The following is a 25,116-nucleotide window of genomic DNA, read 5'->3' on the forward strand; positions in this document are numbered from 1 at the left end:
CGCACCTGAATGTTCCAGCAGCGGCGGAGCAGTGCTGAGGATATCATGGCAAAGACCAACACCATTCAGATCAAGCTCGTTTCCACGGCGGATACCGGCTACTTCTATGTCACCAAGAAGAATGCCCGTGCCCAGACCGGCAAGATGGAAATGCGCAAGTACGACCCCGTTGCGCGCAAGCACGTGACCTTCCGCGAAGCGAAGATCAAATAACCTTCCGCTCCGGCGGATACGAAAAAACCCCGGCGGAAACGACCGGGGTTTTTTCGTATCCGCATGATCGGGCGGGGCAGGGTCAGTAAAGATGGTCATGCTCGGCATAGGGCACGACAATCTCGTCCTGCCGGGCGAGATTCTGCATGGTGCGCGCACGTTCATCAAGCAGGTCGGCATCAAGCGCGCCTTCCTTCAGGCCGCGCACGCGACGTAGCCAGACATCCTGTTCCGTCTGGGCGTCCTTCTGCGCGGAACGGGCTTCGTCCATCAGGTGCAGTTGCGCCGCGTAGCTGTGCAGCCCATGCTCGCCCCGCATGACGTTCCAGCCAAAATAGGCCGTAAGCCCGATAAACAGGGCAGGGGGCAACGTCGCCCGCACCACACGCCTTACAAACCTGCCAAATCGCATATCGTCCTACCCCCGCCACGCACCACCATCATCGTGGCCGGACGGGACCAGCCCGCCCGGCCAGAACCACATCACCCGTTCTTCAGGATGGTACGCCCGGCATAGCGGGCCGCCGTGGCCAGCTCGTTTTCAATACGGATCAACTGGTTGTATTTCGCGGTGCGGTCCGAACGCGACAGCGAGCCGGTCTTGATCTGCCCGCAATTCGTCGCCACAGCCAGATCGGCGATGGTGCTGTCTTCCGTCTCGCCCGAACGGTGGCTCATGACGGCGGTGTAGCCCGCGTGCTGGGCCATCTGCACCGCTTCGAGCGTTTCGCTCAGCGTGCCGATCTGGTTGACCTTGACCAGCAGCGAATTGGCCACACCCGCCTTGATGCCCCGGCGCAGGCGGTCGGGGTTGGTCACGAACAGGTCGTCACCCACCAGTTGCAGCTTGCCGCCCAGGTTGGCGGTCAGTTCCGCCCAGCCTTCCCAGTCGTCTTCCGCCAGTCCGTCCTCGATCGAGACGATGGGATAGCGCGCCGCGAGATCGGCCAGATAGGCGATCATGCCCGCGGCATCCAGCGTCTTGCCTTCGCCCTTCAGGTCGTAACGTCCGTCCCTGTAGAACTCGGTCGCGGCGCAATCGAGGGCGAAGGTCACGTCATCTCCGGGTTTGTAGCCAGCGGCCTCGACCGCGCGCATCATGAAGCCCAGCGCCTCATCGGCCGATTTGAGCGCCGGGGCAAAGCCGCCTTCATCGCCCACATTGGTGTTGTAACCCGCGCCGGACAGGCTTTTCTTGAGCTGGGCGAAGATTTCCGATCCCATGCGGATCGCATCCGTGACGGTGGGCGCGCCAACGGGCTGGATCATGAATTCCTGAATATCGATGGGATTGTCGGCATGTTCGCCACCGTTGATGATATTCATCATCGGCACGGGCAGGGTGCGGGCATAGACACCGCCGACATAGCGGTACAGCGGGGTCTGCAATTCCTGTGCCGAGGCCTTGGCCACCGCCAGCGACACGCCCAGAATCGCATTGGCGCCCAGCCGGGCCTTGTTGGGGGTGCCGTCCAGGTCGATCATCGCTTCGTCGATCGCGACCTGATCGGTGGATTCCACGCCCTGCAGCACTTCCAGAATCTCATGCTCGACATGGCTTGCCGCCTTGAGCACGCCCTTGCCGCCAAAGCGCCTGGGGTCGCCATCGCGCAGTTCCACCGCCTCATGCGCGCCGGTGGAGGCGCCAGAGGGAACCGCCGCGCGGCCTTTCGCGCCGGAGGCCAGCTCCACGTCCACCTCGATGGTCGGATTGCCACGGCTGTCCAGTATTTCACGGGCGATGATATCGATAATGGCGCTCATGATATCTGTTTCCTCAGATTTGACATTATGGGGATAGGGCATACCACCGGCATGCACATCATGTCCCACGATAACAGATGCCGCGTATCATGCCAGAGTGCGCTATGAACACCACGACCTTGTAACAGGAGAGTCCCGCCGTGAAACGCCTGCCGCTGCTGGCCATCGTAACCGCCCTGGCCAGCCTCCTGCCGCTGATCGGGTGCACATGCGCAATCGTGTTCCTGACCCCCGACTACACCCCGCGCCTGCTTACGGCGGCGGTGGGCTATGGCGCGGTCATGCTGTCCTTTCTGGGGGCGGTGCACTGGGGGCTGGCGCTGGAACGGCCCGACATCATCCCCGCGGGCGGCACCACGCGCCTGACCAACCTGCGCCTGACCATGGGCGGCCTGCCCGCCTTTATCGGGTGGGTGGGCCTGTGCGCGGCCACCGTGCACGAACTGGCGGGGCTGATGATCCTGATCGCGGGATTCGGCGCCACGGCCGTGGTCGAGCGCATGGCGTGGAAACGCGGGGCCATGCCGCGCGGCTACATGACATTGCAGTGGTTCGTCGTCTGCCTGAGCGAGGTCTGTTTCCTGGCCATACTCGCGGCCTGCCTGGGCATGCGGCCCGGCCATTAACCTGCCATTCAAACGGTACAGGCCGCCCCATAAAAAAACCCGGCATGACGGGCATGCCGGGTTTCCTTCAGCTTCAGGCCGGAACCCTCTAGCTGTTCTGGAGCGCGCGCAGCACATCCGCCGGGCGCACCGGCATATGGCGCAGGCGCACGCCCACCGCGTTGAAGATGGCGTTGCCGATCGCGGGGCCGACCACCGTCGTTCCCGGTTCACCAAGGCCCATCGGCTTTTCGGTGCTGGGCAGGAACTCGATATCCATTTCCGGCGTGTCGGCAATGCGCAGCGGGGTATAGGTGTTCAGGTTGCGGTCAACCGGCAGGCCGTTCACGATTTCCGTGTTTTCAAACAGGACCATGCTCAGCCCCCACAGCGCCGCACCCTCCGTCTGGGCCTTCGCCCCATCAGGATCGACCACGGTGCCGGCATCGACCACGATGGTCAGCTTTTCACACCGGACCACGCCCGTGGCACGGTCAACATGGACCTGCGCGCAGCAGGCGATCCATGTCGGCATGCCGCGTTCCTGCCCCGCCGTGGTGGCCAGCCCCAGCGCGGTATCCTTGGGCAATGTCGTCTTGCCCCAGTTCACCTTTTCCATAAGCCGGCGCACAACGGCGGCCTGACGCAGCGCGCCGCCAACGGAATCGGGAGCCTGCCCCTTGTTGCGGCCCTGCGCCGTCAGCAGGTCAAGGCGGAACTGGGCCGGATCCTTCTTCTGCCGGTGGGCCACTTCATCAAGGAAACATTCGACCCCCCAACTGGTCCAGCCGGGACTGACCGAACGCAGCCAGCCGGGGCGGAACGTCTTTTCCGCCAGGTCATTGCGCAGTGCGCGCACGCGGAAGGCCCCGACCTCGTACCAGTGGTCGCCACCGGCGATGGCGAACTGGTCGTAGGGCTTGTCGTCCACGCCCTTTTCCATGAAGGCCGCCGCCATCACGCCTGTCGGCCAGCCCGCCGCCGCCTGATAGTCCATGGCGGTGATCCTGTCGCTGCCATCGAACGCCATGCGGACACGCTGGACCGAAGGGGAGCGGAAGGAATCGAACTGCATGTCATCCGAGCGGGTCAGGACCAGCTTGACCGGCTTGCCCCCCAGCGCCTTGGAGGCGAGGGCGGCGGGGATCATGTAATCCCCGTTAAGGCGGCGGCCGAACCCGCCGCCCAGCAGGTAGCTGCGCAGGATGATCTTGGATTCAGGCACATCAAGCGCCTTGGCCAGCGTGGGCAGGATCAGGCTCTGCCACTGGTTGCCGGCATGGATCTCGTAAACGCCATCCTTCTCGAAGGCGAGGGCGTTGGTCGGCTCCAGCTGGTAATGCAGCACGGACGCGCAGGTATATTCCTGGTCCATGACGGTATGCGCGCCGGAAAACGCCTGATCCACGCCATCATCGTTGAATATGAAAACGCCGCCGTCCCTGTTGTTGATCAGCGCGCGGCCACGGTCCTGGATGTCGCGCTCGGATGTGCGCGCGGTCTCGCCCGCGTTCCATTCCACCTTCAGCGCATCCGCCGCGCGGATGGCCGCGCTGTAGCTGCTGGCCAGCACCACCACCCAGCCCTGCACGGTTTCGGACGGATCATCGATCAGCAGGTAGCGGACGTAACCCTTGACCTTGCGGGCATCCGTATCATCAACCGAACGGACCTTTGACCCGTAGCGGGTGGGCGGCATCTTGGGGCGGGCATACAGCATGCCCTCCACCCTGGCGTCGATACCGTAAATGGCCGTGCCATTGGTCTTGGCCGGAATGTCCAGCGCCTTGAGTTCGGCATTGCCGATCAGCCTGCGCTCGCTGGCGGGCTTGAGCGGCAGTTTGGCCATTTCCTCGGGCGTGAAGGTGTGGGACGGATGCCCCTTGGCCACGATGTCGCCAAAGCTGATCTGCCTGTCGCCCGCGCTGACGATGCTGTTGGCAACGGTGCATTTATCCGCCGTGGTGCCCAGCAGGCGGGCTGCTTCCTCCACCAGCGCCATGCGCGTCGCCGCGCCGGCCTGGCGGAAGATGTCCCATGTCATCCAGACCGACCAGCTTCCGCCGGTGACCATGAGACCCCATTTGGGGTCGGTATCGACATAGTTGATGCGGACCTTGCTCCAGTCGGCTTCCATCTCATCGGCGATGATCCGGGCAAGGGCGGTGCCGATATGCTGGCCCATCTCCGCGCGGATGATGTTGACCGTGATCTCCCCATCCGGGGCGATGGCGCACCAGATGGTCGGCTCGAACGCGCCATCGCCGGGCAGCGCCTGGTCGAGGGGGAAAACCTGGTTGGCGGCAGCCGGGCGTGCGAATCCGAACATGACCCCCGCGCCAAGCGAGGTGACAAGGAAGCCGCGACGGGACAGGGAAGCCTGCTCACGGCGTCCGTCCTTACCCAGTCGGAAGCGGTTCAATCTACCCATTTGATACATCTCCGCGTGCGTTGGCAGCGGCCTTCTTGATGGCCTCCCGAATGCGGACATAGGTCATGCAGCGGCACAGGCTGCCCGCCATGACGGCATCGATTTCCTCATCCGTGGGCGCGGGGTAATCCTTCAGCAGGCTTATGGCCTGCATGATCTGGCCGGACTGGCAGTAGCCGCATTGCGGCACCTGAAGCTCCCGCCATGCCTGCTGGACCGGGTGGTTCCCCTCCGGGTCGATCCCCTCGATGGTGGTGATGTCCGCGCCCTCGGCGGCGCTGATGGGGGTCACGCATGACCGTGTGGCCCGGCCACCGATATGCACGGTGCAGGCGCCGCACATGCCGATGCCACAGCCGAACTTGGTTCCGGTCAGGCCGACTTCGTCACGGATGACCCATAGCAGGGGGGTATCGGCCGGTACGTCAACGGTTATGTCGCGTCCATTGAGGCGAAAGGTCGTCATGTTCTAGCTCCGTCTTTCAGCTCAATGGGACGACGCGACAGGCGAGGCGGGCAGGGTCTTGCGCACCTCGGCCGCCTTCTTTTCCAGATCGGTCCATGGCGGCAGGGTCGTGCGCGTGGCGCGCAGGTAGGCCGCAAGGCGGGCCAGATCGGCATCGGACAGGGAATGGTAGAAACTGGGCATGGAAACTGTGGAAATACCTTCTGTGGTGCCAATTCCGCGCAGGACGACCTGGAACAGGTTGGTCGGTTCATCCAGCCACAGCGCATTATTCAGGGCCAGTTCGGGGCGGCCTTCGACCGGCTGCGGGCCTGAATTGGCGTGGCAGGCGGCGCAGGCCCCGGCGTAAAGCCGCGCGTTCGGGTTGGTCTGCGGCCCGACCAGATCCTTCATGGATGCGTTCATGGCCCAGGCGATGGCCCTGGGATCCTGACCGACGCGGCTGGATGCATGGTCGATATCGGCCAGGTAGTGCGCGATGGCGTGCACATCGGATTCCGGCAGTTCGCTCAGGCCGCCATGCACCACGGGCGACATCGGGCCTGCCGCGCTGCCATGCAGCGGGGCGGAACCGAAGCGCAGGTATTTGAAGAACTCGTCCTCGGTCCAGACAACGGGGGTCGGGTTATGCGCGTTGAGCGGGGGGGCGATCCAGTTGTCAATCGTCGAGCCATCATACGCGGCGCTGCTCTTTTCTGCGCCCATGGCGTTGCGGGGGGTGTGACAGGCGGCGCAATGGCTCAGCCCTTCGGCCAGATAGGCGCCGCGGTTCCACTCGGCGTCATGCGCCGGGTCGTTCTTCAGCAGCCCTTCCTGAAGGAACAGGAGTTTCCACCCCGCCTGCGCCATGCGGATGTTGAACGGGAAGCCCACCGTGTTCTCACGCTTGACCGAATGGACGGGCTGGCGCGTCATGAGGAAGGCATAGACATCATTGATGTCCTGGTCCGTCATGTGCGTGAAGTGATCGAACGGGAAGGCCGGGAAAAGATGCGCGCCGTCACGCGACACGCCCTTGCGCATGGCGCGCATGAAGGCGGCCTGGGACCAGCGCCCGATGCCCGTTTCCGGATCCGGCGTGATGTTGGAGGAGAAGATGGCGCCGAAGGGCGTGTCCATCTTGTAGTCACCAGCCAGTTCGATACCGCGCCTGCCATCCGTGCGGGTATGGCATTCAGCGCAGTAGCCGCCAGCGGCCAGCACGCGGCCGTGCTCAACCTGGGCCGCGGTGAAGGTGGAAGGTGGCGGTGGGGCAACCGGCGCGATGGCCGGATACCACGCATAGGCCAGGAACCCGACGCCACCGGCGACACCGATCCCCACAATCGCTGCTGCAATACGTTTAATCACGATGTTCTCGCGGTTGTGAAAGTCATCATATCACCCCGTATAATCCGCCCGGTTCTGGTCCGGTATGGCAGGAAACACAGCAGGCAGCGCATCGTTGCACAGCCCGCGAAGCACCGGACCTGCCGGATGTCGGGAACATCGGCGCCACGGCGGAAACTCAGTATTACTGTTTCCTAATCAAGCCGTTCGGGCGCGCGTAAGATGAAAGCTATGATAAGACTTATTCGGTTTTGCACTGAATGCCAGCTTAAGGCTGCAAAACCTTGAATAGCTGCGTCGTAAACACCGGTATTACGGCAGCGTCTATATTTAACCGGATATAGATATTGACGGCATTGTCAATCCGGGGAAGGAAAAATCCTTCCCCGGCAGGCCGGCTCAGTTCTGGTCGGCCAGGGTGTAGGCGACCACGTAGTCACCCATTTTCGTGCCGAACGACCCATGGCCACCATCGGCGGTCACGATGAACTGCCTTCCATCCACCGCATAGGTCATGGGGGTGGACTGGCCACCGGCGGGCAGGCGGTCCTGCCACAGTTCACGCCCGGTCGTGACGTCATAGGCGCGGATGTAATAATCCAGCGTCGAGGTCAGGAACGCCACGCCACCAGCCGTGGTAAGCGGGCCGCCAAGGCTGGGCACGCCCATCTTGATCGGCAGGGGCAGCGGCGCGCTGTCGCGGATCGTCCCGTTGCGGTGCTTCCACACGATCGTATTGGTGCGCAGGTCGATACCCGACATATAGCCCCACGCAGGCTGCTTGCACGGCAGGCCGAACGGCGAGAGGAACGGATGCAGGTCCACGCCATAAGGCACGCCAAACTGCGGCTGCAACCCGCTCTCGCTGCCCGAGGCCAGGGACTTATCCGGTGTGGCCGGATTGTTCGGGCCACGCGGGATCAGCCTTGATACGAACGGAATGGCGATGGGATTGGCAATCGCGATCTGACGTTCGGGATCGACGGCCAGACCACCCCATTCGAACATGCCCAGATTCCCGGGGAACACGAGCGTACCCTGCAGGGAAGGCGGCGTGAACGGGCCATCATAGCGCAGGCGGTGGAACATGATGCGGCAGATCAACTGGTCATACATCGTGCCGCCCCACATGTCGGCATCGGTCAGGTTGTTCTTCGGGCGGAAAGTCAGCTCCGAGAAAGGCTGCGTGGGCGAAAGATGGTCACCCGGCGCCGCCCCCTGCGGCACGGGGCGCTCGGGGGCCGGCACGACAAGCTGGCCATTGCGGCGGTCAAGCACGAAGATGTTGCCGGTCTTGGCCGGGGCATACAGCGTGGGAATGACCTCGCCCGCGGCGTTGCGGATATCGACAAGGCTGGGCTGGGCCGGAATGTCCATGTCCCACAGGTCGTGATGCACGGTCTGGTAGCTCCACACCAGTTTGCCGGTGGACGCGTTCAGCGCCACGATCGCGCTGGCGTAGCGTTCGGCGTCCGCGCCCCGGTTGCCCCCCCAGATATCGGGCGTCTGTACGCCCATGGGCAGGTAAACCAGATCCAGCTTCGCGTCATATGACGCCGTAATCCATGAATTGGGTGAATTGGGCACGAAGCTGTGGTGTTCGGACGGCATCTCGTTCGGGTCGGGATTGCCGGGGTCGAACGCCCATTTCAGCGCGCCGGTATGGACATCGAACCCGCGCGTGACGCCCGAGGGTTCATGCGTGGAATAGTTATCGGTCACCGCGCCGGACACGATCACGGTCGTATCGGTCACCACCGGGGGAGACGTCGGTTCATAAAAGCCCGGCGTACGGACCGTCATGCCATCCTTCAGGTCCAGCACGCCGTTCTGGCCAAAGCCGGCGCAGCGCTCGCCGCTCTGCGCATCGAGCGCGAACAGGCGGCCGTCATTGGTGGGCAGGAAGATGCGGCGCGCGCAATCGGTCGGTGCGGGCGCGCCATCCACCGCCGTCAGCGCATCGGGTTTTGTCTCGTGATAGGAAACGCCACGGCATGTCACATGCTGGAAGGTCGGGTTGTACTGCAGCTTCGGATCGAACTTCCACCGCTGCCTGCCCGTCTTCGCATCCAGCGCGAACAGGATCTGATGGGGGGAGCAGAGATAGAGCGTATCGCGGATCTTGATGGGGGTGACCTCATCGGTTATTTCCCCGGGGTCGTTCGGGCCGCGCAGATCGCCCGTGCGGAAGGTCCAGGCCACCTTCAGCCTGCCGACATTGCCGGTATTGATCTGCCGGAGCGGGGAGAAACGATCCCCGAACTGGGTGCGGCCATAGGCCTGCCAGTCATCATCGGGCATCTGCCCCGCATCGCCCGGGGTGGGCGCGTTCTGCGCCACGGGCGGCAGGTTGCCCGCGATATCCTGCGGGTCGCGGGTCATAGCGAAAATGACCACGATGACGGCGGCGGCGATCGCGCCCAGCAGGAGTGCGCGCGCGCCCATTCCCGCCGGTTGCAGGTGGCGCGTGACCCACGGCAGCGCCAGCACGACGCCAATGGGCACAAGAATATCGCCACGCGGGGCCAGCGCCCAGAAATCCAGCCCGACCTCGTGCACGGCCCAGACCATCGTGCCAAGCAGCAGCGCCGCGTAAACCGTCAGCGCCGACGCCTGCCGCCGCGCCAGCAGCCATGCCGTAACCAGCAGCAGAAAACCCGCCACCACGTAATAGAAGGACCCGCCAATCAGGCACAGCCATAGCCCGCCACCCAGCAGGTAAATACCTGAAAGGGCGCAGACAGCTATGGCAGCGGCCAGAAGGGGTGCCGAGCGTATGAGGCTATTCATAAGTTTTCCTGATTACAGCAATACAGTCCGAACATTCATCTATGAATGAACGTGCGAGATGCGCTCAGGTCAACCCCAGCTTTATGAATAAAGCGTGTAAATTACCGTTCGGCGGGCCGGAATATGTCTTTGCGCATGTGTTACGGGCCGGATATGACCTGCGCCAGCGTCGCGCGCGTGCCCCTGTCACGGATGGACTGCCGCAGGCGGACATAGGTCGCGACAAATCCGGGACTGGCCTGCAGGTCCCACCCGGCGAAGGCGCTCATCTCCAGCGCGTCCTCCAGGCGGGGGGAGGCCGCGTTCCTGCGGTCCTCATCCGTCAGATGAGGTTCGACAATGGTGTAGGGCTGCCCGCTGTCATCATGCCCGCGCAGGTATTCGGCGTAACAGGCCACGACGAAGGCAACGCGTATCGGGCTGCGGCCATGCGCCAGCACGCCCATGGCCGTGCTCTTGATGAACATGGGCAGCTTGGATGTGCTGTCGGATGCGATGCGCAGCAACTGGTCGCTAATGGCCCGGTTACGGAAGCGATGCAGCACGCGCCTGCCATATTCCGTCAGCGCCATGCCCGGCGGGGCGAGCAGCAGCGGCTCCGCGTCAAAGCCGAGATACTGCTCCACCAGCGTGACCTCGTGCAGGTCCGCCATGATTTCACTGACAATACGATAACCCGACAGCACGCCCGACAGGCCCAGCAGGGAGTGGGAGGCATTGAGCATATGCAGCTTCACCGCCTCATAGGGCTGGACGTTGTCGGTAAACTGCACGCCCACGGCATCAAGTTCCGGGCGGCCGGCGCAGAATTTATCCTCCACCACCCACTGGATGAAATCCTCGCAAAACACGGGTATGCGGTCATCCAGTCCGCTTTCCGCGTCCAGGCGGCGGATGTCGTCGGGGTGGACGGCGGGGGTGATGCGATCGACCATGGTGCAGGGGAAGGTGACGTTTTCCTCGATCCACCGCGCCAGGCCGGCATCGCGCGCGCGCGCCCAGGTCAGGAAGGCGGTACGCGCCACATGGCCGTTCTGGGGCAGGTTGTCACACGACAGGATCGTAAAGGGGCCTGCGCCGCTTTCACGCCGCCTGCGCAGGGCTTCGGTCACAAGCCCGAACACGGTGTGCGGGACGTCGCGCTTCAGATCCTCGGCAATGACGGGATGGTCCAGGGGGAAGACGCCATTTTCATCAACATAATAACCGCCTTCGGTCACGGTCATGCTGACAATGCGGATTGCCGGGTCGGCCAGCCGCGCGATGGTGGCCGCACGGTCGGACGGGGCATACATATATTCGGTGATCGAGCCGATCACGCGCACCACGTTGGGGGCGTCCGGCGCGCATTCAGTCAGGGAATACAGGCCGTCCTGCGCCGCCATATCCCGGGCTTTCGTGGCTTCGGCCTCGTTTTCCATAAGGCCGATGCCCAGCAGACCCCAGCCCGACTGGCCGGGACGCGCCAGCACGCGGTCCATGTACACCGCCTGATGGGCGCGGTGGAAATTGCCCATGCTGATATGGGCGATACCGGGTGTCACCTTGCCGCGTTCGTAGGCAGGCACCACAATATTGGGGGACAGATGGTGCAGGGTCGTATTATTGATTGCGGTCATGACCATTTTCCATGGAAGGTATTTCCTGACGCGTAATCACAAACATACACCGGCACAACCCGTGAATGGCGCGCCCCTGCCGCAAGCCTGCCTCGGGGCTGGGCCGAAAAAAAGGGGACTGGCGGATGTATGGGCGCTATTCGGTTTTCTAATACACAAAACTGCCCTATGAACCGTTTTCACCGTTGCCCATCAGTGTGCCGGTTCTGAAAATGACGGCATGGGGAAGTCCCTGCCGTTCCTGTCGTTGGTAATGTATGCGTATCCTCTATCTCATCAACAGCCTGAACGGGGGCGGGGCCGAACGGCCGCTACCCGCCATAATCGGGACATTGCGCGCCTGTGGGCACGAAGTCCGGGTCGTGGCGCTGGCGCGCAAGGCGGGTAACGCCATCGCCTGGCTGGAAGCCGCCGGAATCGACTATCATATCCTCGAAGACCGTGACCCCGAACGCTTCGCCACGCTGGGGCAGCTCCTGCGCTACGTGCGCGCCAACCGGCCGGACCTGCTGTGGACATCGCTTACGCGCGCAACGCTGCTGGGGCAGGTGATTGGCGGCCTGCTGCGCATTCCGGTGGTAAGCTGGCAGCATAACGAGTTCCTTAAACCCGCCAACCGCTTCCTGCTGCGCCAGACACGCAACCTGAGCGCGTTCTGGATAGCCGATTCCGAATTCGTGGCCCGCATCACCCAGCGCCAGCTTGGCATAGCGCCCGAGCGTATCCTCACATGGCCATTATTCGTCGCCAGCGCCGACAGTCCCGCCGCCACCGCGTGGGCCGGACAGACGGATACGGTATTCGAGATCGGCACGCTGGGGCGCCTGGAACCGGCGAAGAACATGGAACTGGCCATCCGCGCGATGGGCGTGATCCGGCAACGGATGCCCGAAGCGCGAATCCGCCTGTCCATCTGCGGTAGCGGATCGCTCATGCACGGCCTGCGCAAGCTGGCGGCGGAGCAGGAGGCGGACGTGAATTTCGAAGGGTTCCAGCGCGACCCGCTGGCGTTCTGCCACAAGCTGCATGTGTATGTGCAGTCCTCGCGGTTCGAGGGGCTGTGCATCGCCGTGCATGAGGCCATGCAGACCGGGCTGCCGGTCATCGCGACCCCCGTGGGGGCCATTCCCGACATCATCCGCGATGGGGAAAACGGCTTTCTCCTGCGCACCGCAACGCCCGAGGCGCTGGCGGACCGGATCCTGTACCTGTACGCCCGCCCCGAACTCTGCGCCCGTATCGGCCACAGGGCGCGCGATGACATATTGCGGCGCTATAACACCGACACGGTGCATGAAAAGGCCATGGCCATCATCCACCGCGCCGAAGCCCTGGTGCATACGCGCCGTTCCTGAGGGCAGCGGCACGACAACCCCCTTCCGGTAGCGCGGGGGGATCGGGTAGAAGGGGGTGTGAATACGATCCAGAATCCCCCCGCAGAGTCCCCGCAAAAGGACTCCCTTCTCGGTGTATCGCAGCGCATGCCGCCCGCCAATGTGCAGGCGGAGCAGGCACTGCTGGGCGCGCTGCTGACCAATAACCGCGCCTATGACCGCGTATCGGACTTCCTGACCGGCGCGCATTTCGCCGATGAAACCAATGGCCGCATCTATGACGCCATTTCCCGCCGTATCGAGGCCGGGCAACTGGCCGACCCGGTGACATTGCGGGCCGAATTCGAGAATACCGGCGTGCTGGACGCGGTGGGCGGCACCGGCTACCTGGCCCGGCTGCTCACCTCCATGGTCGGCATCATCAACGCCGCCGATTACGGCCGGGTGATCCATGATGCGTGGATCAGGCGGCAGTTGATCGATATCGGGCAGGATGTGGTCAACAACGCCTTTGGCGCACGGCCCGACCTCGACGGTCCCGACCAGATCGCCGCGAGCGAGGAGGCCCTGTTCCGCCTGGCGACGGAAAAGGGGCAGGACGGGGGCTTCCTGTCCTTTGACCGTGCGCTGGCCGAAGCGCTGGACATTGCCCATCAGGCCTTCACCCGCACGGGCGATGTGGTGGGCCTGACCACGGGACTGCGGGATCTGGACAAGAAAACCGGCGGGCTGCATCCGTCGGATCTGCTGATCCTGGCGGGGCGTCCGGCCATGGGCAAGACGGCGCTGGCCACCAAGATCGCCTTTTGCGCCGCACGCGCACTGATGGAGGAAGCCCGCGAGGCGCCGGAAGATAACAGGCCAAAGGGTTCGGTCGCCATTTTCTCGCTTGAAATGTCAGCCGAGCAGTTGGCCACCCGTATCCTGTCCGAGCAGGCCAGCGTATCGGGCGAGAAAATTCGCCGTGGCGATCTGGGGCAGAAGGAATTCGACCGCTTCGTGCAGGTCAGCCGGGAACTGGCGCAACTGCCGCTGCATATTGACGACACACCGGCCATCTCGCTCTCGGCCATGCGCACGCGCTGCCGCCGGCTGGCCCGCACGAAGGGGCTGAGCCTTGTGGTGGTCGATTACCTCCAGCTCATGCGGCCATCGGTGGGGAGCAGGGCGGAAAACCGCGTGCTGGAAATTTCCATGATCACGCAGGGCCTCAAGGCGCTGGCCAAGGAACTGTCGGTTCCGGTCATCGCGCTGTCCCAGCTTTCGCGTCAGGTCGAGAGCAGGGAAGACAAGCGGCCCATGCTGTCGGACCTGCGTGAATCCGGCTCGATCGAGCAGGACGCGGATGCGGTCATGTTCGTCTATCGCGACCAGTACTACCTCCAGCAGCGCCAGCCCAAGGAAACATCCTTCGATTCAACGGATAAATACCAGACCGCGATGGAGGAGTGGCAGCGCAAGATGGATCTGGCGCATAACCGCGCGGAACTGATTCTGGAAAAACAGCGTCACGGGCCGACAGGGACGGTGCACCTGTTCTTCGAAGGCGAGTTCACGCGCTTTGCCGACCTCGACATGGTGCACGACGTATAGGTTTTTCAAATCGCGGCGGACCATCAGGAAACAGATCTCCGAAACGGTCTTTACAGAAAACCTGTAAGTTACATGCGGCAGGGCGGCACAGGCATGTGGCGCATCGGCCACGGTCCTGAAATGACGCCCCCGGCCAATACCGTTGTGCAGATTTGTGCACAGCGGATGGGACGGGTGGCAGGAACGAAGGGCGGGTCATGCGCCCCCTTTCCCGCACCTCCAAAAGTTTTATAAGAAATATTATGCCAACAAATTAGGGGCTGCGTGGCCACGGCCGCCGTAATCCACGCGGCTGGCGCGTGCATCATGCCCATGCGCCATCATGGCCAAACCCGTCCGTATCCGGCATCATCGCGTCATGACTGATACGGCGCTTGCATCCATCTCCGGTTTTGCCTTTTCCGGCATCGAAGCCGTTCCTGTCAAAATCGAGGTCCAGCTTGCCGTGGGTCTCCCGTCATTCCTGATCGTCGGCCTGCCGGACAAGGCCGTCAATGAATCGCGTGAGCGCGTGCGCGCGGCCCTGTCCGCCATGGGCCTGGCGCTGCCCGCCAAGCGCATCGTGGTCAATCTGGTGCCCGCCAACCTCATGAAGGAAGGCTCGCATTTCGATCTTCCCATCGCCCTGGCGCTGCTTATGGTCATGGGCCTGTTGCCGGGCGATCTGGCGCAACGTTACGCGGCGCTGGGTGAACTTTCGCTCGATGGTGGCGTCAACCCGGTCTGTGGCGTGCTGCCCGCGGCCATAACGGCGGCGGCCCAGTCGCTGGGGCTGATCTGCCCGGCGGATCAGGGCGTCGAGGCCCGCTGGGCCAGCGAGGAGATGGATATCCTTGCCATCCGCTGCCTGCCCGCGCTCCTGAACCATTTCCGTGGCCAGCAGGTGATCGAGCCGGTTGAACTCCCGCCCCGCATCGCGCCCGACCTGACCACCCTGCCCGATCTGGCGGATATCCGCGGCATGGAAACCGGCCGCCGCGCACTGGAAATCGCGGCGGCCGGACGCCATTCGCTTTTGATGATCGGCCCGCCAGGTGCTGGAAAATCCATGCTGGCCGCACGCCTGCCGGGGATCCTGCCGGACCTGACGACGGCGGAAATGCTGGAAATAAGCCGGATTCACAGCATTGGTGGCCTGCTGAAGGATGGCCAGCCCGTCCACCGGCCACCGTTTCGCGACCCGCACCATTCCTGCAGCCCGGCGGCCCTGAGCGGTGGCGGCCCGCGCGCGCGACCGGGTGAGGTCAGCCTTGCGCATCGGGGCGTGCTGTTTTTGGATGAACTGCCCGAATTCGCCCGCTCCGCGCTGGAAACCCTGCGCCAGCCGATGGAAACCGGTGCCATATCCATCGCCCGCGCCGCCGCCCATGTCACCTACCCTGCCCGCTTCCAGCTTGTTGCCGCCATGAACCCGTGCAAATGCGGCTATCTGGGTGACGCGGCACAGGAATGCCGCAAGGCCCCACGCTGTGGGGAGGATTATCAGGCCCGCCTGTCCGGCCCGCTGCTGGACCGGCTGGACATGGCGGTGCATGTCGAACCCATGCCGCTGACCCGCATCGCGGAACTTCACGGCGGTGAATCCAGCGCCAGCGTGGCGCAACGGGTCATGGCGGCGGTGGAACGCCAGCGTGCACGACAGGGCGCGCCACGCAATGCCGAAGCCCCGATCGACGCCTTTCGCATCACCGCGCAGGCACGGGATTTTGCCGTGCAGGCGGCGGAAAAGCTGCGTCTTTCGGCCCGTGGCTTTACCCGCCTGCTGCGCGTGGGCCGCACCATAGCCGACCTGTCGGCGGCACAGGACGTGGAACGCGGCCATATTGCCGAGGCATTGGCCTACCGCCTGCGCCGTGTGGGTGTAAAATAGCGTGGGATATGGATTTTTCCCCCTTGCGCGCCCTGCCCCGCTGGACTAATAAGACCCCACCGAAGCGGATGGGTGCGTAGCTCAGCGGTAGAGCATCGCCTTCACACGGCGGGGGTCACAGGTTCAATCCCTGTCGCACCCACCATCCGGTCTCTCCCCTTACAAAACCTACCTGTTCCGGCCATCATGCCGGAAGCTGGCTCAGAGCGTCACGACACCGGACGTAGGACAGCTTGTCCTGAAACAGGAACAGCACGTAGTAATCCAGTGTCCGCCGCCGTTTACGGGTGGGATTGGTGTAGAACGGAAACACGTCGAACGGTCCGTCATATCCCTCCGGCACCGGGTTCGAAGCACTTATGCAGCGGATACGGAACAGCGGCGCATAGACCGTTGCATCCGAATCCGTACGCCTTACGTGAAAGAGGTTCCGGCGGAATTTGCGCAGCCGGTCGGGCAGGATGAAGATCATGTTCTGCTCGATGAAATTGCCGGGCGGGTTCCGGTCGCGCAGGTATTTCATGTCTTCCGGCATATCACAGAAGAAATTGGTGTCCTGTACGATCATGGTGCGCTCAGGCTCCCTGTCAGCGGCGGGCGTTCGCGCAACCGGACCCTCCGCCAGAATGCGCCCCGGGCCGGATTCATTACATCGATGCCATGGGCATAGCACCCAAAAAGCTCAGAATCCGAACATATGATCGGCTGAAAACCGTCCGTCCCGTTCCATCATGCGGCCATGATAGCCAAACAGGCGACATGTCGTGTCACGGATGATGACATAGGCCCCCTCGCCCGCGCGTTGCAGGGCCGCCACCCCGAAGATCCTGTGCGGCCATATGGCACGGGAACCTGACAGGGGGATGGCGATTTTCTCCCGCGCCATCACCGTGCCATCGGCGGCATGCAGATAGAGCGATGTATCCGAATGCGCGCACCATGCGGCGGACGCCGGATAGATGAGGGTGCAGAAACTGAACGGTTCGGCAATCGCCGCCGTCAGGAAAAGCCGGGTGGACAGGCCCGGCGGCGGGCCGACATAGGATTGCGGCTCACCACGATAGGTCATGACGGTATTGAAAATATGCGCGCCGAAGCTGGTTTCCGCCACGTGGCCGGTCTCCCGGTCCTCGTAGCGGATCAGGGCATGCAGCCAGCCATCGGCCTGCCCGCCCGCGCGGAAGTCATAGACCAGTTCCCCATGGCCCGCCGTGGTCACGAGTTCACTTGCATCGCACAGCGTCGCGTGATCGCGCGGCAGGCACCCCATGAAATGCGATCCGGCGCTTTTCCCCTCCGCATCGAAGCAGTCTATGCGCGTCGGCAGGGTTTCGAGGCTTTCGGCCATGGGTGATGGCAGGACAAGCGTGCGGTAACGCGCGGGATCCGGCACCGGAAACGGCAGCAGGTAACCCCGCCCGAAAAAACGCGAATCCAGCTTCTCGATACCCGGATCAGGCCGCAGGTCGGCGCGCTGCACGTTCAGGTGGGCAATACGGGTGCGGGTGCGCTGCGTAATCTCGTAGCGCGGGCGCACCACATGGCCACCGGCGCGCAGTTCGATCTGCTCCGGCCATGCCAGGTCGGGCATGATCTCCCCCACATGCACGGCCACGGTCTCATAGGGGGCAAGCGGCCGGGCAAGGGGCACATGCCGCTCGCTCCCCATGCGGTTGAAACTTATGGCGCCCGGTGCGACAGGCAGGGCGTGGCTGTTCTGGAGCCACAGCACCACGTCCTCCCCCGGGCCGGGAGCCGGCAGGTTGGCATACCGCGCGGCGGGCCACGCATTGGCGTCGTGCGTGACCGACAGGCTGGGGTTATCGCCCCGCCCGCGTGTTTCCAGTGCGTATTTGACCACGTCATGCCCCGCGATTCCCGTCGCGTGGATGAACAGTTGCCCGGTAAATTCAGGCAGGCCGAAGCGCTGGCGTATTTCCGCGCTGTCAAGGATGATGGCCTGCCCCGCGCGGGGAACCGCCTGTTCCCACGTATGCAGCACCTGCCCGGACTGATCGTACAGCCGCAGCCAGAACCGCACATTGTCCGCGCCGTAGCGTGACCAGTAATTGGCAGATACCAGACGGGTGGAGAATTCCGCCGTATCCCGGAAAAAAGCGAGATTGGTGCCGAAATTCAGCCCATCAAGATAGGTATGCGCAACGGACAGCATGCTGTCGGGCAGGCGCACCTGCGCCAGCGTGCGCAGGTCGCTGCCCACAGGCAGCAGGCCCGACAGCCGGTTTTCCATCACCGCATGGCTGAAATCCAGCGCCCATACGGTCTTGGCATCCGCCCGGGGCAGGTCGGCCAGCGCCAGCAGGCTCCATTCGCCACAGGGTTGCCCCACCTTAAGCGAATCATGGGTGTAAATACCCGTAACCCTGATGCCGGCAGGCAGCAGCGCCAGGGCCGTCTGCGCGATCCCGTGCGGGTCATAAATGGCGACCGGGCCGCCCTTTGCCAGTTCCGTGGCGAGGATGGCCAGTTTTTCCGCGGCCCATGGATGGGTCAGGGCCTTATAGGCCATATTGCCGCCGGTTCGCGGGTCAAAGGTTCGAATGCCAAGCATGAAGCCTGTTCTATTCCACTCCGCGCATAAGTGGGAGCGTTATTGTGCCGTTACGCAAGGCCAAGGCACCGCCGCACCGCCTGTGCCGCGATTTCGGTATCATCCAGCGGCATGACCGGCCATGTCTCCAGCCGCCCGGCAAAGGGCCGGATGCGGCCCGCCTGTGTCAGGTCATGCAGGAAATGCCCGATGCGCCGCGACCGGCCCGGCAGTGACGCCACCATGACCGGGGCGGACGTCGCCACGGCTTCCGACACCATGGAAACGCTGTCCATCGTCACCACGATCGCATCCGCGCAGGCCAGCAGGCCGAGATAGGGGTTGAGGCCGGTCTGGTCCCATACCCATGCCCCCAGCCCCGCCAGCGCATGGTGCAGTTCGGCGCTGACCGCCGGGTCGGTCCGGCGTGAAGGCGTCAGGGCCAGCCCCACGCGGTCGCGGCGCATCATGGTGGCCAGCCCGGCGGCAAGCGCTGCCCCCTCCGCCCGGCCCAGCCGAAAACGCCCATTGCCCCCACCCACAAGCACCGCCACCAGCGGGCGTGGCAGATGGGCAAGAGCAGGCGCCCATTCCCGCCGGGCCTGTTCAAGCAGGTGCGGGGTTACGCCATGCAGCGCGGTACGGGTCAGGATGACATTGGGGCCACCAATCCGGTCATGCCGGTTGGCGATGACCAGATCAAACCGCGCGGGCGACAGGCGTGGGTTCTGCACCTGTATCACCCGCGCGCCCCGCCGCTTCAGCGCCGCCCCCACCGCGCCCCCGCCGCCGCCGATGCTGATGACGGGGTGGTCGCGGTAATCGGCGGGCAGGTCCAGCGGCCGCACCGCCCGCAACGGCGCGGGCCACCAGGCGGCGGGCACATGCCGCCATATCCCTTTGGGAACCAGCGCGTGCAGATGGGGTTCCAGCCCGACGCGGCGGGCCAGCCCGAAGGTCTGGGAGCGCATGCCGGCAAGGTCTGCCGCGATGACGGCCGCGGGGCCTGAAGGGTGGGTCATCCGCCCATCTGGCGGGGGTATGGAACGCACGTCAATGCCCTCGCCCCTTTTGTCCACGGCCCAGCCGCGCTATGGGGCAGCGATGAGCGAGACAGAACCGACATTTTCCGGCATGGGGCTGGACGGCCGCGTGGCAGCCGCCCTGACACGCATGGGCCTGTCCAGCCCATCGCAGATCCAGCAGGCGGTCATTCCCGCCGTGCTGTCCGGTCGCGATGTGGAAGCGCGCGCGGGCACCGGCAGCGGCAAGACGGTGGCTTTCGCCGCCCCCCTCCTTTCCGCGCTCATGCAGGGTGTGGAGACGGACAATTCGCGCATCCGCTGCCTTATCCTGTCGCCCACGCGCGAACTGGCGGGGCAGATAGCGGGCGTGCTGCGGGGGCTTGCGCGCGGCAGCGGGCTGCGCGTGCTTCAGGCGACCGGCGGCGCGCCGCGCGCGGCACAGGTCCGGACGCTGGCGGATGGCGTGGCGATCGTGGTGGGCACGCCGGGGCGCGTGACCGACCTTGCGCGCGGGGGTGAGATGGACCTGTCAGCCACCACCCGGTTCGTGCTGGATGAAGCCGACCGCATGCTCGATCCCGGCTTCGCGGAGGAAATGCTCGCCCTCGCCGCCATCCTGCCCCCCCGGCATCAGACCCTGCTGTTTTCCGCCACCATGCCCCCGGCCATGAGCGCGCTTGCGGCGCAACTGCTGCACCGGCCCGTGCGCATCAGTATCGAGGTGGAACACGCGCCCGCGCCCCGCATCGCGCAATACGCCATTTTCGTGCCCATGCGGCACAAGACCGAGGCCACGCTGGCCTGCCTGCGCCATTACGGCATGCAGCGGGTGATGGTGTTCGTGCGCACCCGGCAGGAAGCGGACGGCATCGCGCGCGCCATTTCCACGCTGACCCCGGCCGTGGCCATTCATGGCGACCATTCGCAGGCGCGGCGTGAACGCATGCTGCGCGACTTCCGTCAGGGCCGCATGGGGGTTCTGGTGGCGACCGATGTGATGGCGCGCGGAATCGATATCGATGATATCTCTCTGGTCATCAACCACGACATTCCCACCATGCCCGAAGCCTATGTGCACCGGATCGGCCGCACCGCGCGCGCGGGCCGGCGCGGGGTGGCGGTGGCCCTGTGCGCGCCGGAGGAACGCCACGCGCTGAAGGAAATCGAACGCCTGACGGGCCAGCGCATCCGCATCGCGCCGCTGCCGGAATAACCTCCGAAAGCCCGGACGGCCGGGCGTTGCGCTACGGCCTTCATAAAGTCCGGTCATATCTCCGTCATGCGCGGCCGTTTGTCATGTCCCGCCCCGCCCGATGCCCTTGCCGTGGGGGGCAGGCTGGATAAACTGCTGTTCATGAAGATCGTGGATGTCATGCATCCGCAGGGGCAGGCCCCCTGCGGACCAAAGGGATTGCCCGTGGCATGACATGCGGGCCGATGGACAAACGCCTGCCGGTGCGTGTGGCGCGCCCGACCCGTTTCCTTGACCGCCTGCCGCCCCCGCCCCCGGCCCTGCCGCGCTGGAAGATCGGCATCACCCCGCCCGATCTCTCCCCATGGATCAGGGGGAATTGCGGCATCCCCGGCGTCATGCATTACGAGGGACGTGGCCCCGGCCCGCATACCGTATGTGTCAGCCTGATCCACGGCAACGAATTCGCCGGTGCTATGGTGCTGGACAGGTTGCTGCGGGAGCGCGTGCGCCCCCGCCGCGGGCGGCTTTCGTTTATTTTCGCCAATCCGGAAGCGATGCACCTGTTCGATCCCCGCGACCCCACGCGCGCGCGCTGCGTGGATGAGGACATGAACCGTGTCTGGTCCCCCGCCATGCTTGATGGCGGACGGAATTCGCATGAACTCGACCGGGCGCGCGTGCTGCTGCCGGTGATCCTGACGGCGGACAGGCTGCTGGACCTGCATTCCATGCTGTGGCCGGGCGACCCGCTGCTCCTGTCCGGCCAGTCGGGTCCGGGGCGGATGATGGCGCGCGGCATACGCGGGGTTGGCATCAGTGTGGCCGATGGCGGGCACCGGAACGGGTGCAGGCTGATCGACCATCCCCACTTCAGCGCGACCGCGACCTCCGCCGCCGCCTGCCTGCTGGAGGCGGGCCAGCACTGGCGCAGGGAAACCGTCGCCCGCGCCATGCAGGCGGTCCTGTCCCTGATCGGGCCATGCTGCGGGTTGCCGGTCCGGGCCGAAGGGCCGCTCCCGCGGCGGCATATGGTGGTGACGGATGTGGTCACCGCCCGTACGGGCATGTTCCGGTTTGTCGCCCCCTTCCGTGGCGGGGCGGTGCTGCCTGCGGGCGGGACACTGGTGGCCCATGACGGCAATGATGAAATCCGCACGCCTTATGACCACTGCATGCTGGTCATGCCCAACCTCCGCCCCGCGCGCGGGCACACGGCGGTCAGGTTCGCCCGCGCCGTCCCCCCCTGAAAGCGACGGCCCGGCCCCGGGTCAGTAACCGGGGCCGGGCCGCTGGCGCATCAGGCGTAGATGGGGAAGCGCGCGCACAGCGCCTTGACACGCTGGTGGACGGCCTGCTCGGTGGTGGGGCAGCCTTCCTCACCGCTTTTGGCGAGCGCGGTCAGCACTTCGTCGATCATGAGACCGACTTCCCTGAACTCTGCCGCGCCAAAGCCGCGCGCCGTCGCCGCCGGGCTGCCCAGACGGATGCCTGATGTGATGGCGGGCTTTTCGGGGTCGAAGGGAATGGCGTTCTTGTTGGCGGTGATCCCCGCGCGCTCAAGGCTGCGCTCGGCCGCGCGGCCCGTCACGCCCTTGGGCCGCAGGTCAACCAGCAGAAGATGGCAGTCCGTCCCGCCGGTCACGATGTCAAAACCGCTGCCGACCAGCGTTTCGGCCAGGATACGGGCATTGCTGGCCACGGCTTCCTGATAGGCGCGGAAGTCGGGGCGCAGGGCCTCACCGAACGCGACGGCCTTGGCGGCGATCACATGCATGAGCGGACCGCCCTGCAGGCCGGGGAATACGGCGGAATGGATCTTTTTGGCCAGAGCCGCGTCATTGGTCAGGATCAGCCCGCCACGCGGCCCGCGCAGGGTCTTGTGCGTGGTGGAGGTCACGACATGGGCATGCCCGATGGGCGAAGGATACAGCCCCGCGGCCACCAGCCCGGCGAAATGGGCCATGTCGACCATCAGGTAGGCCCCGACCTCATCGGCAATGGCGCGGAAGCGCGCGAAGTCGATGATGCGGGGATAGGCCGAGCCCCCTGCCACGATCAGCTTCGGCTTCTCGGCGCGGGCCAGGCGCTCCATTTCCTCATAGTCCAGCAGGCCGTCTTCCTTCCGCACGCCGTACTGGACCGCGTTGAACCACTTGCCCGAATAATTGGGGGCCGCGCCATGGGTCAGGTGGCCACCGGCGGCAAGGCTCATGCCCATCACCGTATCACCGGGGCTGACCATGGCCATGAAGGCCGCCTGATTGGCGTTGGCGCCGGAATGGGGCTGCACGTTGGCGAATTCGGCGCCGAACATCTTCTTCACGCGCTCGATGGCAAGGGTCTCGACCTTGTCCACTTCCACGCAGCCACCATAATAGCGGCGGCCGGGATAGCCTTCGGCGTATTTGTTGGTCAGAACGCTGCCCTGCGCTGCCATGACGGCGGCCGAGACCATGTTCTCGCTGGCGATCAGTTCGATCCCGTCGCGCTGACGCTCCAGTTCCGCGCCGATAATCGCGGCGACATCGGGGTCGGCTTCGGTCAGTGGGGCGCGGAAAAACTGCTTCAGGTCAGTCTGGCTCATATGGTCCGGCACCGTTATGATTCTCCATTCATTGGATCAACTGCCATGTCCGGCTTGGCACGCGGAAATGACACGTATGGAAACAGGCCTGCTATGTGCGCCATATCGTGGTGGTTAGACAACGCCAAAATGACGGAGACCGCCTGATTTGACTGCTGTTCCCTTCCCCGGCCCCATAGGGAGGCCCGCATGAGCGCAAACGGAACCACGGGCCTTGCGCGCGCATTGCTGCGCAGGCTGCCCGTCACCGCCCCGGCGGAGGATACCGGGCTGAAGCGCGTGCTGGGCGCGGGCAGTCTCATGGCGCTGGGGGTGGGGGCGACGATCGGGGCCGGGCTGTTCTCGCTTACGGGCATCGCGGCGGGCAGCAATGCCGGTCCCGCCGTGGTCATATCCTTCGCGCTGGCCGCCGTGGCGTGCGCGTTCGCCGGGCTGTGCTATGGCGAGCTGGCGGGAATGCTGCCATCGGCGGGCAGCGCCTATGTCTATGCCTACGCCACGCTGGGTGAACTGGCGGGCTGGGTCATCGGCTGGGATCTGGTGCTGGAATACACGGTGGGCGCATCGGCGGTGTCGGTAAGCTGGGCGCGCTACATGCGCTCCCTGCTTGATGGATGGGGCATCCACCTCCCGCCCCGGCTCATGGCCTCCCCCTTCGAGGTGGTGGGCCTGCACGATGGCGTGCCCGTGCACGGGCTGGCCAACCTGCCCGCCGTGTTCATCATCATGGCGCTGTCGCTGCTGCTCATGCGCGGCATTTCGGAATCGGCGCGGATGAACGCGGTTGTCGTCGTGATCAAGCTTACGGTCATCGCCGCCGTCATCGGGTGTGGCCTGCCCTATATCAGGGTGGAAAACTATACCCCCTTCATCCCGCCCAATACGGGCACGTTCGGGCAGTATGGCGTCTCGGGCATCCTGCGCGCGGCGGGGACGGTGTTCTTCGCCTATCTGGGGTTTGACGCGGTCTCGACCGTGGCGCAGGAAACCCGCAATCCGGGCCGGGACATGCCCATCGGCCTCATGGGCAGCCTTGCGATCTGCACGGGGGTCTATATCGCCTTTTCCTTCGTGCTGACGGGACTGGTCAACTATCATGACATGATCGGCGACGCCGCCCCCGTGGCCACCGCCATCGACCATACGCCCTTTGGCTGGCTGAAGCCCCTGGTCAAGCTGGGGGTCATATGCGGGTTCCTGTCGGTCATCCTGGTGATGCTGCTGGGGCAGAGCCGGATTTTCTTCGCCATGGCGCGCGACGGGCTGCTGCCGCCCCTGTTCGGTCGCGTCCATGCGGGCTGGGGCACGCCGGTTGCGTGTCACCTGTTCTTCATGGCGACAACCGGCGTGCTGGCCGCCTTCCTGCCCATCGAACAACTGGCGCATATGACATCCATCGGCACGCTGCTCGCCTTTGTCATTGTCTGCGTGGGCGTGATGGTGCTGCGCGTGCGCGAACCCGACCGCCCACGCGTGTTCCGCGTGCCGGGCGGCATGGTCATTCCCGTCGCGGGTATCGTGAGCTGCCTTGTCATGATGGTCTCGCTCGACGGGCTGACCTGGCTGCGGCTGGTGGGGTGGCTGGCGGTGGGCATGGTGGTCTATGCCACCTACGGCCTGCGGCACAGCCGGCTGGGCCGGATCATACCTGCCATGCGGCGCGAACCCTGACCGCGCCGCATTACCGCATCATAATTTGGCATCGTGTGCCGGCGGGATCATAGTCGGCCCCTTTCTGGTTGGAGTT

General features: G+C 64.7%; 20 protein-coding genes and 1 tRNA gene. 10 read left to right on the forward strand and 11 right to left on the reverse strand.

The window, feature by feature from the left end; genetic code table 11:
- The first annotated feature begins 45 nt into the window (after window positions 1-45).
- Entirely contained in the window at window positions 46-213 is a 168-nt protein-coding gene (gene rpmG / locus LDL28_RS03165; RefSeq protein ID WP_025813389.1) for a 50S ribosomal protein L33, read from the forward strand.
- A gap of 82 nt (window positions 214-295) precedes the next feature.
- On the opposite strand, the gene LDL28_RS03170 is transcribed toward rpmG, so the two are convergent.
- On the reverse strand, window positions 296-625 hold the full coding sequence (locus tag LDL28_RS03170; RefSeq protein ID WP_233057177.1) for a septum formation initiator family protein: 330 nt from the start codon (window positions 623-625) through the stop codon (window positions 296-298).
- A gap of 71 nt (window positions 626-696) precedes the next feature.
- Complete coding sequence (eno, locus tag LDL28_RS03175) at window positions 697-1,977, reverse strand: phosphopyruvate hydratase (RefSeq protein ID WP_233057178.1); 1,281 nt, start codon at window positions 1,975-1,977, stop codon at window positions 697-699.
- A gap of 140 nt (window positions 1,978-2,117) precedes the next feature.
- Here eno and LDL28_RS03180 point away from each other — a divergent pair, with 140 nt between their 5' ends.
- Complete coding sequence (locus LDL28_RS03180) at window positions 2,118-2,603, forward strand: DUF3429 domain-containing protein (RefSeq protein ID WP_233057179.1); 486 nt, start codon at window positions 2,118-2,120, stop codon at window positions 2,601-2,603.
- Window positions 2,604-2,691: 88 nt separating this feature from the next.
- Here LDL28_RS03180 and LDL28_RS03185 read toward each other — a convergent pair whose 3' ends face one another.
- From LDL28_RS03185 to LDL28_RS03205, 5 genes are all read right to left on the reverse strand, one after another.
- A complete protein-coding gene (locus LDL28_RS03185; protein WP_233057180.1) occupies window positions 2,692-5,013 on the reverse strand; it encodes a molybdopterin cofactor-binding domain-containing protein in 2,322 nt (773 codons plus the stop codon).
- Complete coding sequence (locus tag LDL28_RS03190; RefSeq protein WP_233057181.1) at window positions 5,006-5,479, reverse strand: (2Fe-2S)-binding protein; 474 nt, start codon at window positions 5,477-5,479, stop codon at window positions 5,006-5,008. Before LDL28_RS03190 ends, LDL28_RS03185 begins: the two co-directional genes overlap by 8 nt.
- A 21-nt stretch (window positions 5,480-5,500) precedes the next feature.
- On the reverse strand, window positions 5,501-6,829 hold the full coding sequence (locus LDL28_RS03195; protein ID WP_233057182.1) for a c-type cytochrome: 1,329 nt from the start codon (window positions 6,827-6,829) through the stop codon (window positions 5,501-5,503).
- Between the two features lie 378 nt (window positions 6,830-7,207).
- Window positions 7,208-9,598, reverse strand: a complete 2,391-nt coding sequence (locus LDL28_RS03200) for a glucose/quinate/shikimate family membrane-bound PQQ-dependent dehydrogenase (RefSeq protein ID WP_233057183.1) — start codon at window positions 9,596-9,598, stop codon at window positions 7,208-7,210.
- A gap of 140 nt (window positions 9,599-9,738) precedes the next feature.
- A complete protein-coding gene (locus LDL28_RS03205; RefSeq protein ID WP_370636217.1) occupies window positions 9,739-11,223 on the reverse strand; it encodes a mannitol dehydrogenase family protein in 1,485 nt (494 codons plus the stop codon).
- Between the two features lie 251 nt (window positions 11,224-11,474).
- On the opposite strand from LDL28_RS03205, the gene LDL28_RS03210 reads away from it, so the two are divergent.
- The 4 genes from LDL28_RS03210 to LDL28_RS03225 all read left to right on the forward strand — a co-directional run bounded on the left by LDL28_RS03210 (window position 11,475) and on the right by LDL28_RS03225 (window position 16,159).
- A complete protein-coding gene (locus LDL28_RS03210; protein ID WP_233057185.1) occupies window positions 11,475-12,572 on the forward strand; it encodes a glycosyltransferase family 4 protein in 1,098 nt (365 codons plus the stop codon).
- 57 nt (window positions 12,573-12,629) lie between these two features.
- Window positions 12,630-14,144 carry a replicative DNA helicase gene (locus tag LDL28_RS03215; protein WP_233057186.1) on the forward strand — a complete coding sequence of 505 codons (1,515 nt, stop codon included), beginning with the start codon at window positions 12,630-12,632 and terminating at the stop codon, window positions 14,142-14,144.
- 358 nt (window positions 14,145-14,502) lie between these two features.
- Window positions 14,503-16,014 carry a YifB family Mg chelatase-like AAA ATPase gene (locus LDL28_RS03220; protein ID WP_233057187.1) on the forward strand — a complete coding sequence of 504 codons (1,512 nt, stop codon included), beginning with the start codon at window positions 14,503-14,505 and terminating at the stop codon, window positions 16,012-16,014.
- 70 nt (window positions 16,015-16,084) lie between these two features.
- Window positions 16,085-16,159: transfer RNA gene (locus tag LDL28_RS03225), tRNA-Val, on the forward strand.
- 39 nt (window positions 16,160-16,198) lie between these two features.
- On the opposite strand, the gene LDL28_RS03230 is transcribed toward LDL28_RS03225, so the two are convergent.
- The 3 genes from LDL28_RS03230 to LDL28_RS03240 all read right to left on the reverse strand — a co-directional run bounded on the left by LDL28_RS03230 (window position 16,199) and on the right by LDL28_RS03240 (window position 19,587).
- Entirely contained in the window at window positions 16,199-16,582 is a 384-nt protein-coding gene (locus LDL28_RS03230) for a hypothetical protein (RefSeq protein WP_233057188.1), read from the reverse strand.
- Window positions 16,583-16,696: 114 nt separating this feature from the next.
- Entirely contained in the window at window positions 16,697-18,586 is a 1,890-nt protein-coding gene (locus tag LDL28_RS03235; RefSeq protein WP_233057189.1) for a hypothetical protein, read from the reverse strand.
- A gap of 50 nt (window positions 18,587-18,636) precedes the next feature.
- Window positions 18,637-19,587, reverse strand: coding sequence for a mitochondrial fission ELM1 family protein (locus LDL28_RS03240; RefSeq protein ID WP_233057190.1), 951 nt, complete (start codon window positions 19,585-19,587; stop codon window positions 18,637-18,639).
- Between the two features lie 112 nt (window positions 19,588-19,699).
- On the opposite strand from LDL28_RS03240, the gene LDL28_RS03245 reads away from it, so the two are divergent.
- The 3 genes from LDL28_RS03245 to LDL28_RS03255 all read left to right on the forward strand — a co-directional run bounded on the left by LDL28_RS03245 (window position 19,700) and on the right by LDL28_RS03255 (window position 22,032).
- Window positions 19,700-20,803 carry a DEAD/DEAH box helicase gene (locus LDL28_RS03245; protein ID WP_370636360.1) on the forward strand — a complete coding sequence of 368 codons (1,104 nt, stop codon included), beginning with the start codon at window positions 19,700-19,702 and terminating at the stop codon, window positions 20,801-20,803.
- Window positions 20,804-20,869: 66 nt separating this feature from the next.
- Entirely contained in the window at window positions 20,870-21,016 is a 147-nt protein-coding gene (locus LDL28_RS03250; protein ID WP_233057192.1) for a hypothetical protein, read from the forward strand.
- Window positions 21,013-22,032, forward strand: a complete 1,020-nt coding sequence (locus LDL28_RS03255; protein ID WP_233057193.1) for a succinylglutamate desuccinylase/aspartoacylase family protein — start codon at window positions 21,013-21,015, stop codon at window positions 22,030-22,032. Before LDL28_RS03250 ends, LDL28_RS03255 begins: the two co-directional genes overlap by 4 nt.
- A 50-nt stretch (window positions 22,033-22,082) precedes the next feature.
- On the opposite strand, the gene glyA is transcribed toward LDL28_RS03255, so the two are convergent.
- The gene (glyA, locus tag LDL28_RS03260) at window positions 22,083-23,369 is read right to left on the reverse strand and encodes a serine hydroxymethyltransferase (RefSeq protein WP_233057194.1); all 1,287 of its coding nucleotides are present in this window, start codon (window positions 23,367-23,369) and stop codon (window positions 22,083-22,085) included.
- 189 nt (window positions 23,370-23,558) lie between these two features.
- On the opposite strand from glyA, the gene LDL28_RS03265 reads away from it, so the two are divergent.
- Window positions 23,559-25,040 carry an amino acid permease gene (locus LDL28_RS03265; RefSeq protein WP_233057195.1) on the forward strand — a complete coding sequence of 494 codons (1,482 nt, stop codon included), beginning with the start codon at window positions 23,559-23,561 and terminating at the stop codon, window positions 25,038-25,040.
- Window positions 25,041-25,116: the final 76 nt, after the last annotated feature.

It is taken from the genome of Komagataeibacter sp. FNDCR2 (assembly GCF_021295395.1).
Lineage (GTDB): Bacteria > Pseudomonadota > Alphaproteobacteria > Acetobacterales > Acetobacteraceae > Komagataeibacter.